Source organism: Psychrobacter sp. 1Y4 (assembly GCF_051847555.1).
Genome location: NZ_JBPYDE010000004.1, coordinates 44,997 through 62,821 on the forward strand (window position 1 = coordinate 44,997; position 17,825 = coordinate 62,821).

The window sequence follows — 17,825 nt, forward strand, 5'->3', positions numbered from 1 at the left end:
TCATTGTGTGTTACATATACATTAATAATCTATAAGTACTTATTGCAAAGAATAAAAGTGTTAAAATAACTTTTGTATTATTCTATGATAAACTGTCCTTTCTCATGAGTATCCCCAATCATATTCTTGAACAATTAAACAGCCAAGCTGACTTGATCAGTATCATTGGTCGTCACACCACGCTTAAACGTGCTGGCAGTGAATATAAAGGGTGCTGTCCGTTCCACGGCGAAAAGTCGCCTTCGTTTTATGTCAATCCACAAAAAAACATTTATCACTGTTTTGGCTGTAATGTCGGCGGTAACGCCATTAGCTTTTTGCGCGATTATGAAAGCTTAACCTTTATCGAAGCGGTCAATGAGTTATCAAAACAAACTGGCATTGAAGTGCCAAAAGATGAACAACGTAACGTCAGTTATCAACGCCGAGCATCTAAGCCTATTCCACCATCAGTGCCCAGTCCGACTGTGGACCGTCACAGCGCAGCACAGACCGCACATACTCCTTCTGTCGTATCTAACTTAAGTAATCAAGGCGCAAGTCAACTCGGGTATAACGACCAACCCGCTTACGATGACAGCAATGGGTACGATGATTATCCACCGTTAGATCCTTACGACTCAACTCCTTACCCAATAGACACTTATGGCGCAGAGTATCAAAACGATACCGAAAATGGCTATCCACCGGCGTGGTTAACAGAGACAGCAATGGGGCTGTCTGGCGACAGCAGTAGCCATGCTGAGCAAGATGGTAACTTATATGAATTATTAAATCAGATTCAACAGTTTTATCAGCACAATCTAACCACGCATCCCCATGCCAAGCATTATTTTATGACCCGCGGTATTACCCAAGAAACTTTTGAGACTTTTGGGCTGGGCTATGCGCCATTTGGTTGGCAGCATCTTGAGCATCAGTTCCCGCAAGATATCGAAGGGCTTAAAGCCTTGGGTTTAGTACGGCAGTCAGAGTCTGGACGTGATTATGATTTGCTCCGTGATCGGGTTATCTTTCCGATTCGAGACAATCAAGGACGCACGATTGGGTTTGGTGGTCGCGCTTTAGACGATGACGTGAAGCCCAAATACATCAACTCGTCTGACTCGCCTGTCTTTCATAAACAACATGTACTATATGGCTATTACGAATCACGCCAGCAGCGTGCAGAGCACTGGCTAGTGGTCGAAGGCTATATGGATGTGATCGCCCTTTACCAAGCAGGTATTTATGGCGCAGTAGCCTCTATGGGTACCGCCATCAATGAAAGCCAGATCTCACGTTTACTGACCCTAAACCCCACACTAACGCTCAGTTTTGATGGTGATAGCGCAGGACAAAAAGCGGCTTGGCGCACACTTGAGGTTGCTCTACCAGTACTCGCTGATGATAAGGAACTACGGTTTTTGACCTTGGCCAACGGTCATGATCCTGATACTTTTATAAAAGCAAACGGCAGTGAGGCCATGCGTGAACAAATCGCCAATGCCAAACCCTTGTCACAATACATTTTTGCCTATTTGAGTGAGCGTTACGATTTGGCATTGGCAGAAGGCAAAGCCAAGCTAATGTCACAAGTGCGCAGCTTGACCACTGCGTTACCGAAAGGCAGTAGTTTTCGGTATTTGCTAAATAACGATATATATCAAAAGCTGGGTGGTAAGCGCAGCCAAAATGTCGAAGCCAAAGACGCGCTGCTTGATTTTGATGGTGACATGACCATCAGCCAACAGCTGCAGCTGTGTTTTTTGTTTCAGCCCCGCGTACTGCAAGAAGACACCATTGAGTCAATCTGGCAAAAAGCAGGTATCAATCGTTTAGACTTCCCTGCCCATATCAAGCAAAAAGCACCTTTAGATGCTTTTCGTCCGCTAGCATGGGAGGACTTGCAGGATACCGCTTTGCTCGATGTTGTCAATACAATCAAACGCTGCTTGTTTTATTTACCAACAGATGCCAACGCTGCTGCGCATTTTATTATGTCAAACCTACAGCCTATCACTCAAGAAACATTAAGCCGTAGTTGGGGCGCTTTTTATAAGACCTTGACCACAAGAAATATTTTAAGCGTTGATGAGTTGATCGAAAACCTAGTGATGCAGCTACTCAAGCTTAATATGCAAAGAAAGATGCAAGATCTTATCAAGAATCCGGATCATGTTAGACTTGCGATCGTACGCAAACAGACGCAACTTCTAAATGATTGGATGCGAGCACAGCAAGCAGAGCAATCTGCATCAATGATCAGCGTTTAGTCTTAATTTAAGACCATTTTAGGTGATTCAATAGCAGATAAAATATTTGCCCTTTAAAACATAGATTATTGCCCCCATCATCTATGATTATGGCAAGCACACATGGACTATAATATATGCAGCAACTGATTGGCTGTCTTGTGCTTGAAAGCGGTGGTCTGTGTTAAACTATGCCGTTGTCAATATTGGCTGTTGTTTTGAGTCACACTATTTTTAAATACCGTTGTTTTTAAAGATAGCCATATTGCTTTATTTTTGAGTAGTATTTTTAGCAAGTTTTTATTTAGCCGTTATATTGTAGTTTTTTGAGCCTTTATTCATATCAACTCATTTTCGTTATTATTGACATTTTCTACGCTTTTCATATGATCAATCTACTGATTAGATCAACGCACCCTACAAGCGATAGTCTGTTATTTTACGAAAATGCCCGACGCAAGCAAGTGAGTATTTATGAGCGACAAGTCAGTTTCCAATTCCACGTCTCAACTGGCCACCTTAATCCAAATGGGCAAAGAGCAAGGGTATCTTACCTATGCTGAGGTGAATGACCAGCTGCCTGACTCTATTACAGAAAGCGATCAGATCGAAGACATCGTCCAAATGCTCACTGACGTCGGCATCAAAATATTTGAGGCTGCGCCTGACGCTGATGATATTTTGATGAACGATGATTCAAGCGATGATGATATGGCAGCTGATGAAGCAGCGGCAGTATTGGCCTCTGTTGAAACTGAGCCCGGCCGTACTACCGATCCTGTTCGTATGTATATGCGCGAGATGGGTACAGTTGATCTGTTGACCCGTGAAGGCGAGATTGCTATCGCCAAGCGTATTGAAGAAGGTATTCGTGATGTACAGCATGCGATGGCTTACTGGCCAGGTACGGTACAATTCGTTCTTGATGAATATCAAAAAGTACATGACGGCGAAAAGAAACTCTCTGACGTTATCACTGGTTTTTTAGATCCTGAAACAGACGAAGACATCGCCGCAGCTAAAGAAGAAAAAGAGCGAGAAAAAGAAAAAATCTTAGTCATGAAAACGAAAGCCAATGCAAAAGCTGAGGCGGAAAAAGATGACGACGACGATGATGAAGACAGCGATGATTTAGAGGTTGATGACAGCGATGAGGCTGAAGAAGAAACGGGCGGTATCGATCCAGAAGAAGTACGCCTACGTTTAGAAGAGATTGAGCATTTATTTATCAAAGCCAAACAAGCATTGCTTGATTACGGCCGCGGTAGCGTACAAGCTGACGAAGCCTATGAGCAGCTTGCCAGCCGCTTTATGATGTTGAAGCTTAATAACCGTATGTCAGATCAAGTCATGGCTATCATGCATGATGTGTATGATGACGTGCGCAAGCATGAGCGTCAGATCATGCGTTTAGTAATCCGCCGTGGTCGTATGCCGCGCTCTGAATTTCGTAAGACTTTCCCAAGTAACGAAACCAACGTAGATTGGCTCACTGAGCGCCTAAAAGGCAAGCCTGCTTTTGCTGAAAACTTAGAAAAAGTCATCGATGATGTCATTTTGCTACAACGTAAAATCCGTGATTACGAGCAAAAGCTCGACATGGAAATCAACGATATGAAAGATGTGGCACGCGGTATGGCGATTGGTGAAGCCAAAGCCCGCCGTGCCAAAAAAGAGATGGTCGAGGCCAACCTGCGTTTGGTCATCTCTATTGCCAAAAAATATACCAATCGTGGCCTACAGTTCTTGGATTTGATTCAAGAAGGTAATATTGGTCTGATGAAAGCGGTGGATAAGTTTGAATACCGCCGCGGTTATAAGTTCTCAACCTATGCCACATGGTGGATTCGTCAGGCCATTACCCGCTCTATCGCTGACCAAGCACGTACCATTCGTATTCCTGTACATATGATTGAGACCATCAATAAAATAAACCGCGTCTCACGTCAGCTACTACAAGAAATGGGCCGCGAGCCAACGCCTGAAGAATTGGGCGAACGCTTAGAGATGGACGAGATTAAAGTCCGTAAAGTACTAAAAATCGCCAAAGAGCCTATCTCTATGGAAACCCCTATTGGTGACGATGAAGACTCGCACCTAGGTGACTTTATCGAAGATGGTACTATCTCAAGCCCAGTTGATGATGCAACAGCCGCTGGTCTGCAAGAAGCCACTCGTGATGTGCTTGGTAACTTGACTGAGCGTGAAGCTCGTGTGCTAAAAATGCGTTTTGGTATTGATATGCCAACAGACCATACTTTAGAGGAAGTCGGTAAACAGTTTGATGTGACGCGTGAGCGTATTCGTCAGATTGAGGCAAAAGCCTTGCGTAAACTGCGTCATCCTTCACGCTCTGAGCATTTGCGCTCTTTCTTAGAAAACGACTGATTCACTTAGAAGTTGTTAAACGCATAAAAACGTTCTTAGAATTAAACCAAAAAGCTGAGCATGTCTCAGCTTTTTTGTGTCTATCAGATACTTATGACTTAGCGCAAAGTAATAGTCAATCCACAATATCTATCATCATTTTTACTTTTACATTGATAATGATTCTTATTTGTAATATTATTCGCATTTAATATCTCTACATCCTTCCTATTTTTTATATTATTTTGCATATATTTGCACTTATTGAGGTTTTATGCGTCTATCCCATTTAGCTCGAGCACTAGCCATTATTACCACTGCACTGGCTTTAACTGCTTGTGGCGATGACCAAAAAGTGACAACTCCTATTGTTGATGGGACACCGCCATTACTGACGACCGACAGCAATTTTTCTGATGGTTATAGTGCCGTTGCCGCCGTATCTGTCTCAGGACGAGTACAAGATAACAGCGGTATCAAGTCATTTACTTATCAACTCAATGACGAACCGGTACGTACGCTAAAGATCGATGCTGAAGGCTATTTTAATGAGTCTATTTTTTTAGCGTTGGGCCACAATAAAATAACCCTAGAAGCGACGGATAATGCTGGTAATACGATGCGCTCTACTAAAGCCATCTATCTGGGCGATACCATAGCGGCAGGTGGTGCACATACCGCTGCCCTTCGTGATGGTCAGCTTTACGGTTGGGGGCGCAATAATTATGGTCAAACTGGTCTTGGACTGACAACAAAAATAACAGACGTCATGGGACATCCAGATACGCCAATGCTCATAAACAATGCGCCACAAAACCTAATATCTGTTAGTTTTAATCAAAACCATTCGCTCTCTATTGACCAAAACGGACAAGTTTACAGCTGGGGTGAAGATAAATATGGGCAATTGGGACGCGGCGAAACAGGTCGTAATAGCTGTAGTCAAGTTGAAGACTGTCGCCTTGATATCAGTGCTGTTCAAGGTATCGAGGATGCAATCATGGTGGCAGCCGGTTACAAGCACAATCTAGTACTGACCAAAGATGGCAGTATATGGGCATTTGGTGCTAACGATGTAGGACAGCTTGGTAATGACTCTGCTCCTAGTACAGACGGTAGTAGCATACCGGTCAAAGTAGACTTCTCAGCAGCAACTGACATTGGACATATCGTGCAAGTAGTTGCCAGTGCCAATAGCTCCTACGCTTTAGATAATAAAGGACAAGTTTGGGGCTGGGGTAGCGACGCTTATGCCAATTTTGGAAAAGGTGAAGCCTGTACCAGTGCCAATGATTGCGTCAATATCAATGCAACCCCTGTCCTTATAAATATCATTAAAAACAGTCAAAGTGATGATACTCAAATCGCTGATGATAGTGTTGCTAAAGAGGTAGAAAAAGTCACTCAACTTGCCGCTGGCCGTGACCATGTATTGGCTTTGACCAATAAAGAGTCGGTTTATGGTTGGGGACTCAATGCCACAAGCCAAATAGGCTACAACGGTGAGCTATTTGGTGATACCGAAAAAGCTTGGGACGATATCGTTGCAACACCTACCAAACTACCATGGTTCAAGGGTAAAGATATTCGCCGTATTTATGCTAATGGCAATGCCAGCTACGCCTTACTAGATGATGGCAAGGTATACCCTTGGGGCATGTTTGGCGAAACAAATGGTGCAGGTAAAACCATCTATAATGACCTAGATGAGCCAACTGACAAACTGCCCAATCTAAACAACATCGACAATATGGCAATGGGCGCTATGCATCTTGTTGCTCATGAAAAGTCGCTCAACCCAGATAACAGTCCATCTCTTCAGTATGGTTTTTTATTTACGTGGGGCTGGAGCTTTGAGGGTTCATTGGGTAATAAAGACACCACGCATGCCTGGATGTATAACACCCCTATCCCTGTGAACTTGCCAAGTCAGCTATAAGCAACGATGGCTTATGTCCTTCAAACTTGCTGATTAACACTTATAAAGAGCTAAAAAAACATAATCGTTAAGTAAAAAAAGGGGCTGCATATTTTATGTCGCCCTTTTTAATTAACGATCAAGCTTACTCATTTTTATTCATTACTTGATTGTACTGATTTATGACTATTTTAGGTAATTCCATGTCTTATTGCCTCCATCGACCAACCATTTTACCCAGATCAGCACTACCCGCTATGCGTAATGCCCTGCTCTGCTTAGCGACGACCCTGGTACTGAGCGCTTGCGGTGGCTCAGACGATAATAAGGATAATACAGTTAGCAGCCCCAGCTTGCCTAGCAACCCTCCCTCATCAAATACACCTGATGAGACAGAAGCCGATACCGATTGGCTACCAGCAGGCGGCAGCGCCACTATCACAGCTGATATCTCGCAGCCGTTTTTGCAGATCATGCCCAATTTACCGAGTAGTGCCTTAGGCGGCGTTTCGCCTGGGCGTGAGTTATTTATCACCGAATGGACGCCCGCCAATCAAGGCCGCGTGTTATTTGATGGTGTCGGGCCACTGTTTAATGCCAATGCCTGTACTCAGTGCCATAGCGCAGAGGGACGCAAACCTATCTATGCTAGCGACGGTGAGCTAAGCGACGCTATTTTATTTAGACTAGGCGATAAACAAGGACTGGCTCATGCTTATTATGGTGAGCAAATGCAGCATCAAAGTATCGACGCCAGTATCGCTACCGAAGGTAAAATGCGCTATATCGCTACTGTTGAAGACGATAAAAATTCTAAAAGTATCAGATTCGAATTTACCCCAACGGACTCCAACCAACCTTTAGGAGATACCGCTATTAGTGGACGTATCTCGCCGCAACTGGTCGGTATGGGCTTACTTAATCTCATCCCTGAAGCCAGTATTATCGCTGCCGCCGATGCTAACGATGACAATAAAGATGAAATCAGTGGCCGTGTGCACTGGGTTAACGAAGGTGCTCATGAGCGAATTGGCCGCTTTGGTTGGAAAGCGATTAATTCAAGTCTGCGTACCCAAAACGCCAACGCCATGTCGCAAGATATGGGCTTAACCACTTCGATATTTATGGACCCTAACTGTACCGCTAATCAGCCAATTTGTTGGACAGCCGCCAATGGCGGTACGCCAGAGGTCTCAGACAGCAGTTTGGATGCTGTGACTGACTTTATGACCGCGCTTGCAGTTCCTGAGCGGCGGGTGAGCAATTTATCAACTTTTAATAAAGGTGCCAATCTTTTCACCCAAGTCGGCTGTGCTGGCTGTCATACGCCCAAGCAAAAGACTGGCGATAGTGACCGTTTTCCATTGTTATCGCAACAAACCATCTACCCTTATACCGATTTATTACTTCATGATATGGGCGCAGGACTTGATGATGGCGTAAAAGAAAAGAATGCTGAAAGTTTTGAATGGCGTACACCGCCATTATGGGGTATTGGAATCGTAGCACAAGACTCGGACGCGCGTTTTTTGCACGATGGTCGCGCCAGCAGTCTGACTGAGGCGATACTGTGGCACGGCGGTGAAGCAGAAGGTGCAAAAACACGTTTTGAGCAGTTGTCTGTTGAGCAAAAAAATATATTACTGTCATTTCTAAACGGCATTTAAGATTTCGAGCACCTAGTTTTTTAGCATCTAACTTTTAATTATCCAGTTTTTAAGTATTTGGCTTTTAAGTACTTGGCTATGGTAGATAGCCATTTTTAGGGGCGATATCAGGTGGGAGATCGGTTTCTCCCAGTGCCTCTAACAAATTGATTTCGATAGTGCGTGACAAAGCCGTCAGAGGTAACTGATTGGCTGCAAAACCAAACGGCTCTTCTAACTCTTCACTAAGCGCGTCTAAACCAAAGAAGGTATAAGCAATCACAGCACAGGTAAAAGGAGTCAACCAGCCCAGTGAGGAAACCAAGCCAAAAGGCAACATAAAGCAGTATAGATAAGTCGTACGATGTACCAAAAGCATATAGGCAAATGGTAAGGGCGTATTATGGATGCGCTCACAGGCGGCTAAGACGATAGTCATGGAGGTAAGGCGCTCGTCCATGTTTTGTATCATCTGCTCCGATGATAAGCGCTGACGCCGACTATCACCAAGTCGCTGACCCAGCAATCGCATCAAATAATCAGGCAGGTTTTGCGACTGACGCATGCCGGCATGATGTGCAGGCGCCACAAAACGCTCAACATCCTGCCAAGGCGCCGTACCACGTAGTCGATGGCGCACAGCATGGGTAAAAGCAATCGTAAGATAAATCATATAGCGCTGGGAGTCTCGCCCTTGCTCATCTTTTTCATCTATAAACGAGAGCACTTGACGGCTAAAGCTGCGAGCCTCATAGACCAGCTGCCCCCATAATCCTCGTGCTTCCCACCAACGCTGATAGCTTGCATTATTACGAAAGCCAAGAAACAACGATAAAGCAATCCCAAACACCGTAAAAGGCGCCATGGTGTAGGAGGGAAAAGAGCGTGAAAACTCATGCTGAATAACGGTTATAAGCGTACTTAGTAAAGTAACCAACAAAATTTGCGGATAGATCTTTGGAATGATTGAACCGCGAAGGGTAAAAAATATCTTGAGAGCATTGGGTGTTTGCCGGACAATCATGTCAGCTTCCTAGCGAGGTTATCTGTAAATACTGTAAAAATAAAACTGTACTGCGGCTTAAATATCAATTCTTAAGTACTAATTCTTGAGCACTAATCCTCAAGTACTAATTCTTACGTACTAAGACGCAGTTAATGTACTGCATCATAGTATAGCTAATATCTGATGAAAAGATTTTAAATCGCTCATACCATCTATCATTTCATAATGCCTTGTCATAATCAGCACAGCACTTGAATAATATCCAAATGCCACTATAAATAGTGAATACAGCGACCGCCCATAAAAAATGTACTCATTTAAAAATGACATCAACTAAAGAGCTGAGCGCGTCTCAGGTTTTTTATGTGATGAAAACACTATGCAAGCCAATATTTCCATAAAAAATAAGGATCCCATCATGAGTGATGACCCAAAAGACACCAGCAATCAAAACCATAGCGAGCAAGACCATGCGTCTAAAAAAGATGTCAAAGTCACTGAGTTAGTCGCTAATGACGGTATCTTAAAAGGCAAAAAAACAGACGTACAAAACCCTGAGCTTTGGGAATTCCCGATGGACTACCCTATGAGCATTATCGGTCACGAAGGCGAACACGAGACTTTGCTTAACGAAGTCAAGCTGATCCTTGGCAGTCAGTTCCCTGAGTTTGACTTGGCCTCTATAGATGTCAAGCCCTCAAAGACAGGCCGCTTTCATTCAGTGCGTGTCAACTTATACCTGACGACAGTTGAGCAAGTCAATCGCTTATATGCCGCACTTGATAACGCTAAAACTGTGCGCATGGTCGTATAAAATATTTAAAACCAAATTTAGCATTTTAATATCGTAATCGTCACTCATATGGGTGGCGATTTTTTTGGGTCTACTGTACAATCAGCACCGCGATGATTGACTCGATTCTATCTCTAAATAATCAAGAAATTGTCGACTAATAAAAATAAAGTCATAACCACTTTTTTACAAAAAATTTTATTATTTGAGACAATCGCGTCTAACCCTTATCCCATCGTCCTTTGCCAAATTTTGGACATGCTACTACCTTGTAGCAACATAGTTTTCTCCTAAAATCAATATAGCATTTTCAAAATTTTCCCGCTATATTGTGCCTACTTACTAATACAAACGCTATATCTAGTGCTCGGTGATTTTATTCATCACTATGTGCTACGGCAAACTGTTGTCCAAAAACCTTCAGCTGTCGTAACACCTTGTTATAGCAGAATAAAAAACTTTGCGAGATTTAATCGACGTAAAGTACATATCAGCAATCAATAATAGAGGGCAACATGACACATATCGATAAGATTCAAGTGACCAAACGCGACGGACGTTTAGAACCTATTGATTTAGATAAAATTCATAAGGTTATCGCATGGGCAGCTCATGATTTGGATAATGTGTCAGTCTCACAAGTTGAGCTTAAGTCGCACATTCAGTTTTATGAAGGGATCAAGACTCGTGACATTCATGAGACCATCATCAAGTCAGCGGCCGACCTTATCTCTGAAGATACTCCTGACTATCAATATTTGGCCGCGCGTTTGGCAATCTTTCATCTGCGTAAGATTGCTTATAACAAATTTACACCGCCGCACCTATATGACCACGTTAAAACTCTTACAGATTCTGGCAAATACGATGAGCATATCCTAGCCGATTATAGTCGTAGCGAGTTTGATGAATTGGAAGAATACCTCGATCATTGGCGCGATATGAACTTGGCCTACGCAGCCGTTGAGCAAATGGCAGGCAAATACCTCGTGCAAGATCGCGTCACCAAGACCGTTTATGAAAGCCCGCAGTTTTTATATATGCTGGTCGGTATGTGTCTGTTTGCCAACTATGACAAAGCTGAGCGCATAAGCTATGTCAAACGCTTCTATGATGCAACCTCACAGTTCAAAATCTCTCTACCGACGCCTATCATGTCGGGTGTGCGTACCCCATCGCGTCAGTTTAGCTCGTGCGTCTTGATCGAATGTGGTGATAGCCTAGATTCTATCAATGCTACCACCAGCGCCATCGTGCGTTATGTCTCACAGCGTGCTGGTATCGGCATCAATGCTGGTCGTATCCGTGCCCTTGGTAGTCCTATCCGTGGCGGTGAGGCTCAGCATACTGGCTGTATTCCTTTTTATAAGCTTTTCCAAACTGCAGTTAAATGCTGCTCACAAGGTGGCGTGCGCGGCGGTGCAGCGACACTATTCTATCCACTCTGGCATTTAGAAGTTGAATCATTACTCGTACTCAAAAACAACCGCGGCGTCGAAGACAACCGTGTTCGTCATATGGACTATGGCGTTCAGATTAATAAAACGCTTTATACCCGTCTGATTAAAGGACAAGACATCTCGCTATTCTCTCCAGGTGATACTCCTGGCCTGTACGATGCTTTCTTTGAAGATCAAGACAAGTTTGAAGAGCTATATACCAAATACGAGCAAGATGACTCTATTCGTAAGCGTCAAGTGCCAGCCGCTGACTTATTTAGCCTTATGATGCAGGAGCGCGCCAGCACTGGACGTATTTATATTCAAAATATCGACCACTGCAACACCCATAGCCCATTTGATGCGAGCATCGCTCCGATTCGCCAATCAAACCTATGTATGGAAATCGCGCTACCGACCAAGCCACTTGATAATATCAACGACGAAGAAGGCGAAATCGCGCTTTGTACGCTATCAGCGGTCAACTTGGGTAAAGTCGAAAACGTCAGCGATATCGAAGAGCCAGCAGAACTCATCGTTCGTGCGCTTGATGCCCTGCTCGACTATCAAGACTATCCTGTCAAAGCAGCTGAAAACGGCAGTATGCGCCGCCGTACGCTGGGCGTTGGTGTCATCAATTATGCCTATTACTTAGCGAAGAATGGCGTACGCTATTCAGACGGTAGTGCGCTTGGTCTGACCCATCAAACCTTTGAAGCGTTGCAGTATTATCTCTTAAAAGCATCAAACAAGTTGGCAAAAGAGCAAGGCGCGTGCCCTGCTTTTAATGAGACTACCTACTCGCAAGGTATCTTACCGATTGATACGTACAAAAAAGATTTGGATAACATCTGCCAAGAGCCGCTACATCTCGATTGGGAAACGCTACGCGGTGAGATTACCACTCACGGTCTACGCAACTCTACCCTAACTGCCTTGATGCCGTCTGAGACCTCTAGTCAGATCGCCAACGCGACCAATGGTATCGAGCCACCACGCGGTCTGGTCTCTATCAAAGCCTCAAAAGATGGCATTTTAAAGCAAGTTGTCCCTGATATCGGTACGCTGAGACATCAGTACGAGCTACTATGGCAAATGCCAAACAATGACGGTTACTTAAAGCTAGTCGCTATCATGCAAAAGTTCGTCGATCAAAGTATCTCTGCCAATACCAACTACGATCCCGTTCGTTATGAAGGTGGTCGTGTCCCGATGAAGATATTGCTAAAAGATTTGCTAAACGCGTATAAGCTTGGCGTAAAGACTTTGTATTATCACAATACGCGTGATGGTGCGAACGATGCGCAAGCGGATATGGAAGATGATTGTGCTGGCGGGGCTTGTAAGATTTAGGTTTGATAGATGGCGGGTTTAACTTTTTGGTTAAGCTCGTCATCCGCTTATATCTACTTTAAATATTAACACGGATATAGCAAAGTAATATTGAAACTTATCAAATAACTTCAAGGACTGGAAAGATGAGTGATATTAAAATTTCACCTGTTAATGTAGATCTAACACCTTTGGTAGAAAGTGCACCTAAAGGTGTTAATAAACTTTTCGATCTTTTATTTTCAAAACATCTTAATCGTCAACAAAGGACAGATAGGCTTTCTAGTGCTCAAACAGAAAAAGATATTAAACTAATTGAGAATGGTATAGCAGAGTTTAGGGATGGCAAGTTCATTTTAAGTTCAGAAATGGTAAATAACCCCACTACTGTTGTCGGCAATATGATTAATAATCAAACAACTATAGAACAAGAAAATGTCCAGCAATCATTAAATAAAGCATTGGAATACCTGTCTGGAATTGAAGACCATGAAGTATCTGATGATATCATTGAACAAACCTTTTTTAATAAATGGTTTAATTTCTCAAAAGAAGTTTCTGATGATGAATTGCAGTCTTTATGGGGCAGATTACTGGCTGAAGAGCTTTGTTCTCCTAATACTATCAATTATTTAGTTCTAAATACCTTTTCATTGATGTCAAAAAGACAGTTAGAATCATTTCTCAAAATTGTCCCTTACACAGCATATAGCCATCTTATATTTTATGACAATAATAGACCAAAGGATGAAGCATTTGAAGGCACATCATCTTTTGAATTACAAGAACTTCAAGATTTAAAGCTAATAAAAGAATTCAATTCAACTTTTCAAACTAGCTTTCCCCTTTCTTTTGGTATGCTTGACAACAAAAATACGCCTTATATATCCAAGTCTTATAACGGAAATTATGTATTATTCCTAAAATCTGAAAGTAATGAAGAAGTATCAATAACTGCTTACCAATTAACATCTATTGGACAGAAAGCACTGGAAATTGCTGAGAAAGATGCTGATATAGCAAGTCAGTGTCAGTTTCTAGCAAAAAAACTTTTTAACTTTAGAGGTTTAGAGCATATAACAGATATAGAAATCCAAAGACGAGACTCTAATGGAAAATATGAGTTTATCGATAATATCAAAAGAGCATAATAAATGAGTTGTAAGGTACGCCCAGCGCACCGATGATATAGAAATCATGTTTAAATGTGCGCAAAGCGCATCCTACAAATTACGCCCAAACAGAAAAATTGTTAAGAAAGAAGAAAGATGCCCCAGCAAGGCTTTTTAGCCGCGACTATATCGGTATCCTGCTGACGACGATGGCGATGCAGTCTGAGGCTGAACGTAGTATCGAGACAACAGGAATGCGGTCAGACACAATAGACTGCACGCCAGCGGCAAAGCAGATACAAGCGGTAGGCGGGATTGGCTACTGTTATAATGAAAACATACAGACAGAACTAAAACGACGGAGGTCATGTGCAATATACCGCAATCATCAAAGACGGTGGTTTGTTTATTCCAAACGTATTTTCAGACCTAAACGATGGTGGCTCGCATATCGTACAAGTCGAGGTTGATATTGCAGAGGTGCGTCAGCAGTTAGGTGTGAATGAAGCACCAAAGACAACTGTCGCCAAAAAAAGCGTGGCAAAAGCAGCCAAAAAGCCAGTATCGAGAGCGGCTAAAAAAGACGTAAAAACAGCAGCGGAAGAGTCTGATGTGAGCACCCTACGCAAAAGCGCACTTGATGAATTAGAAGCACTCGATGATAGTGAGCTGAGCGAGATATTCAAAGCCTATATGAACGATGGGCAAGAGTCGTCACAGATATCACTAGAGAACCTCTAAGCTAAAACGCTATAATCCAAAAACGTGTCATAACATCAGATCAAAACCAGTCAAACCCCTATAAATTAATAACCGTATCAATTATAAAGGCAGTCCCATGACTTACTCGATTTTTTCTCAAACGCCAAACAATGCTTTAAAAGAGCCGATGTTCTTTGGTCAGCCGGTCAATATTGCCCGCTACGACCAACAAAAACACCCTATCTTTGAGCAATTGATCGAAAAGCAGCTGTCGTTTTTTTGGCGTCCAGAAGAAGTCGATGTATCACGTGACCGTATTGACTTTGGTAACTTATCCTCGCATGAACAGCATATATTTTTGAGCAATCTCAAGTACCAGACCCTACTTGACTCTATTCAGGGCCGTAGCCCAAACGTGGTGCTACTGCCACTGGTGTCTATCCCTGAGCTTGAGACTTGGATTGAGACATGGTCGTTCTCTGAGACCATCCACTCGCGTAGCTATACCCATATCATTCGTAATATCGTCAATGACCCGGGTATTGTGTTCGATGATATTATGCAAAATGAGCACATCTTGGAGCGTGCGTCCGACATTGCCAAATACTACGACGACTTGTATCGTAACTCGCAGTTATACAGCTTATACGGGCCGGGTACGCATAATATCAATGGCGAGCAAATCACTGTCGATTTAAAGTCTCTCAAAAAACAGATGTATCTGTGCATCATGGCAGTCAATGTCTTAGAAGCCATTCGCTTTTATGTGTCGTTTGCCTGCTCGTTTGCTTTTGCTGAGCGCAAATTGATGGAAGGCAATGCCAAAATTATTAAGCTTATCGCTCGTGATGAGGCGCTACATTTAACTGGCACGCAGCACATGCTTAACTTAATGCGTAACGGCAAAGACGATCCTGAGATGGTCGAGATTGCAAGCGAGTGCTATGATGAGAGTGTTGAGATATTCCGTAAGGCGGCCGAGCAAGAAAAAGAATGGGCCAGCTATCTGTTTAAAGATGGCTCGATGATCGGTCTAAATAAAGACATCCTTTGTCAATATATTGAATACATTACGAACTTGCGTATGGAAGCGGTCGGCTTGCCATCAGCGTTCCCAAATTCGAAATCAAATCCGATTCCATGGATCAATACATGGTTGTCGTCTGATAACGTACAAGTTGCCCCGCAAGAGACAGAGATAAGCTCATACTTGGTCGGGCAGATTGATTCGGATCTATCAGAAAGCGATTTTGATGATTTTGAGCTCTAATACAGTTTTGAGCTTTAAGACCGTTTTGAGTCTTAAAGATAGAATATGCTTTGCGTAGATGGATACAACGATAACAAAGTACTACTGGGATAGACTATGACTTGGGTAATGACCAGTAAAAAACAGTTTTATTTGCATGATGATGAAAGCCTGCTCGATGGGCTGCTGCGTACAGGGCACGAGGTCAATTATCAGTGCCGTGAAGGTTATTGTGGTAGCTGCCGAGTCAAGCGCATAGCCAGCTCACATGTGGTTGATTATCCGTTTGCACCGCTTGCTATGATCGAAGAAGATGAAATCCTGCCTTGCTGTTGCCGTGTGCAAGGAGTCATTTACATCAATCATGAGCCTATCGTGAAATAACCACTCATTTATGAAAATAAAAATACCCAATAAAAAGCGCGCTACCTTAGATAAGATAGCGCGCTTTTTATTGGGTAATTACCATGCCCGTCTTGCTTATTGCGACGCGGTGTCTTGTTCAAACAGTTTTAGCAGCTCTTCACGCATACGGTTGCGCTCTTCTTCTGACATCATCGGCGCATCTGGATCATCATAGTATTGCTCTTCACCTTGAGCCCCTGTACCGCCTTGACCGTTTAATCTGTCATCGTGCAAGATTCTAGGTGTCTGAACTTCTACGACTTCTTGCACAGGACGCTCTTCAAGCATAATCTTAACTTGTTTGTTTTGACCGTTGCGCAATACTTGAGCGTTTAGCTCAGTCGTTGGCGCCTTACGCGCCACATACTGAATCAAAGTATTGGCATCTGTCATCTCGATACCATCGATGGTCAAGATAACATCACCGACTCTTAGGCCACTTTTGGCAGCGGGACCTTGAGCGACGACATTTAAGACTTCTACTCCTGTCGAGGTTTCAAGGCGCGTTGGATCACGTAGTTGTGATTGAATCTCGATACCTAACCAGCCGCGACTGACTTTACCGTCTTTAATAAGCGCATTCATGACTTGCTCAACGATGGCAGTTGGAATAGCAAAGCCAATCCCCATCGAGCCGCCAGAGCGCGAAAAAATCACTGTATTAATACCGACCAGCTCTCCGCGAGCATCGACAAGTGCCCCGCCCGAATTACCCGGATTGATAGCAGCATCAGTCTGGATAAAGTCTTCAAACTTATTGACCCCAAGACCCGTACGACCAGTTGCCGAAATAATCCCTTGAGTGACCGTTTGACCGACACCAAACGGATTACCAATTGCTAATGCTAAATCACCAACGCGGCTAGGCTCTTCACGAAAGCCAAGCGGCGTAAGCCCTGTCATATCGACCTTGATCACAGCCAAATCACTATCGGGATCCGTGCCGATGACCTTGGCTCGATTTTTACGCCCGTCGTTGAAAGCCACCGTAATCTCATCTGCTTTTTCGATCACATGAGCATTGGTAACGATATAGCCATCCTCCGACACGATGACACCAGAGCCAAGGTTGGTTGGCCCCTGCCCTTGACCTTGTGGCCCACCATGGAACTCAAAAAAGCGACGTAACACAGGATCATCCATGTAAGGATGTTCGGCCATGGTCTGAGTGGTATAGATATTGACCACCGACTGCGAGGCACGAGCGACCGCATTATGATACGAGTCAATAGGTTCAGGTTTATCAGATGCAGGTGCTATAGCTTCTTGCTCAGCCGCGGTCGTTCTTGGTGGCTCCCACGCTGTCTTCGATGGTGTCTTCATACTCATAAACAACCAGACAAACGCTGCAATTATTACCAGCAATAAAACCCAAGGTAACCACTTCCACAGTGTTGCCTTGTTGTTGGTGTTTGGAGATGACGACATATATAAACCTCTATAAATTTAATCAAACAGACGTTATTGAATACAATGGGATGACGACTATTTTTTGCTTGCTATTAAGTACCACACAACCCGTTAAAACCTATTCATCCAGTAGGCTCACGTATGTAAATTATAACTGCCCATACATCAAAATAGTAACGTATCGTGTACCATTTCAGTTATGGGGTTTATCT

At 43.4% G+C, this 17,825-nt stretch carries 12 protein-coding genes; 10 read left to right on the plus strand and 2 right to left on the minus strand.

Translation table 11 applies throughout. From position 1 onward, the window contains the following. Nucleotides 1-104: 104 nt before the first annotated feature. From ACS8FC_RS04310 to ACS8FC_RS04325, 4 genes are all read left to right on the plus strand, one after another. Nucleotides 105-2,255 (plus strand): DNA primase, encoded by a 2,151-nt coding sequence (locus ACS8FC_RS04310; RefSeq protein ID WP_439295961.1) that lies wholly within the window; start codon nucleotides 105-107, stop codon nucleotides 2,253-2,255. A 453-nt stretch (nucleotides 2,256-2,708) separates the two neighbouring features. After that, the gene (gene rpoD / locus ACS8FC_RS04315; RefSeq protein ID WP_439260789.1) at nucleotides 2,709-4,622 is read left to right on the plus strand and encodes an RNA polymerase sigma factor RpoD; all 1,914 of its coding nucleotides are present in this window, start codon (nucleotides 2,709-2,711) and stop codon (nucleotides 4,620-4,622) included. A 253-nt stretch (nucleotides 4,623-4,875) separates the two neighbouring features. After that, nucleotides 4,876-6,540, plus strand: coding sequence for an RCC1 domain-containing protein (locus tag ACS8FC_RS04320; RefSeq protein WP_439295962.1), 1,665 nt, complete (start codon nucleotides 4,876-4,878; stop codon nucleotides 6,538-6,540). Between the two features lie 182 nt (nucleotides 6,541-6,722). Then, nucleotides 6,723-8,186, plus strand: coding sequence for a di-heme oxidoredictase family protein (locus tag ACS8FC_RS04325; protein WP_439295963.1), 1,464 nt, complete (start codon nucleotides 6,723-6,725; stop codon nucleotides 8,184-8,186). 76 nt (nucleotides 8,187-8,262) lie between these two features. Here the strand turns inward: ACS8FC_RS04325 and ACS8FC_RS04330 are convergent, their stop codons facing one another. Continuing rightward, complete coding sequence (locus ACS8FC_RS04330) at nucleotides 8,263-9,189, minus strand: bestrophin family protein (protein ID WP_439260786.1); 927 nt, start codon at nucleotides 9,187-9,189, stop codon at nucleotides 8,263-8,265. 400 nt (nucleotides 9,190-9,589) lie between these two features. On the opposite strand from ACS8FC_RS04330, the gene ACS8FC_RS04335 reads away from it, so the two are divergent. The 6 genes from ACS8FC_RS04335 to yfaE all read left to right on the plus strand — a co-directional run bounded on the left by ACS8FC_RS04335 (nucleotide 9,590) and on the right by yfaE (nucleotide 16,182). Next, entirely contained in the window at nucleotides 9,590-9,985 is a 396-nt protein-coding gene (locus ACS8FC_RS04335) for a YbeD family protein (protein ID WP_439260785.1), read from the plus strand. 494 nt (nucleotides 9,986-10,479) lie between these two features. Continuing rightward, nucleotides 10,480-12,756 (plus strand): class 1a ribonucleoside-diphosphate reductase subunit alpha, encoded by a 2,277-nt coding sequence (gene nrdA, locus ACS8FC_RS04340; RefSeq protein WP_439295964.1) that lies wholly within the window; start codon nucleotides 10,480-10,482, stop codon nucleotides 12,754-12,756. Nucleotides 12,757-12,881: 125 nt separating this feature from the next. Further along, on the plus strand, nucleotides 12,882-13,886 hold the full coding sequence (locus ACS8FC_RS04345) for a DUF2806 domain-containing protein (RefSeq protein WP_439295965.1): 1,005 nt from the start codon (nucleotides 12,882-12,884) through the stop codon (nucleotides 13,884-13,886). A 330-nt stretch (nucleotides 13,887-14,216) separates the two neighbouring features. Further along, nucleotides 14,217-14,588: a hypothetical protein gene (locus ACS8FC_RS04350; RefSeq protein WP_439295966.1), complete on the plus strand. Its 372-nt coding sequence runs from the start codon at nucleotides 14,217-14,219 to the stop codon at nucleotides 14,586-14,588. Nucleotides 14,589-14,685: 97 nt separating this feature from the next. Then, nucleotides 14,686-15,819 carry a class Ia ribonucleoside-diphosphate reductase subunit beta gene (gene nrdB, locus ACS8FC_RS04355; RefSeq protein ID WP_439295967.1) on the plus strand — a complete coding sequence of 378 codons (1,134 nt, stop codon included), beginning with the start codon at nucleotides 14,686-14,688 and terminating at the stop codon, nucleotides 15,817-15,819. Nucleotides 15,820-15,915: 96 nt separating this feature from the next. Continuing rightward, on the plus strand, nucleotides 15,916-16,182 hold the full coding sequence (gene yfaE / locus ACS8FC_RS04360) for a class I ribonucleotide reductase maintenance protein YfaE (RefSeq protein WP_299187604.1): 267 nt from the start codon (nucleotides 15,916-15,918) through the stop codon (nucleotides 16,180-16,182). A gap of 96 nt (nucleotides 16,183-16,278) precedes the next feature. On the opposite strand, the gene ACS8FC_RS04365 is transcribed toward yfaE, so the two are convergent. Beyond that, complete coding sequence (locus ACS8FC_RS04365; protein ID WP_439260780.1) at nucleotides 16,279-17,631, minus strand: S1C family serine protease; 1,353 nt, start codon at nucleotides 17,629-17,631, stop codon at nucleotides 16,279-16,281. Nucleotides 17,632-17,825: the final 194 nt, after the last annotated feature.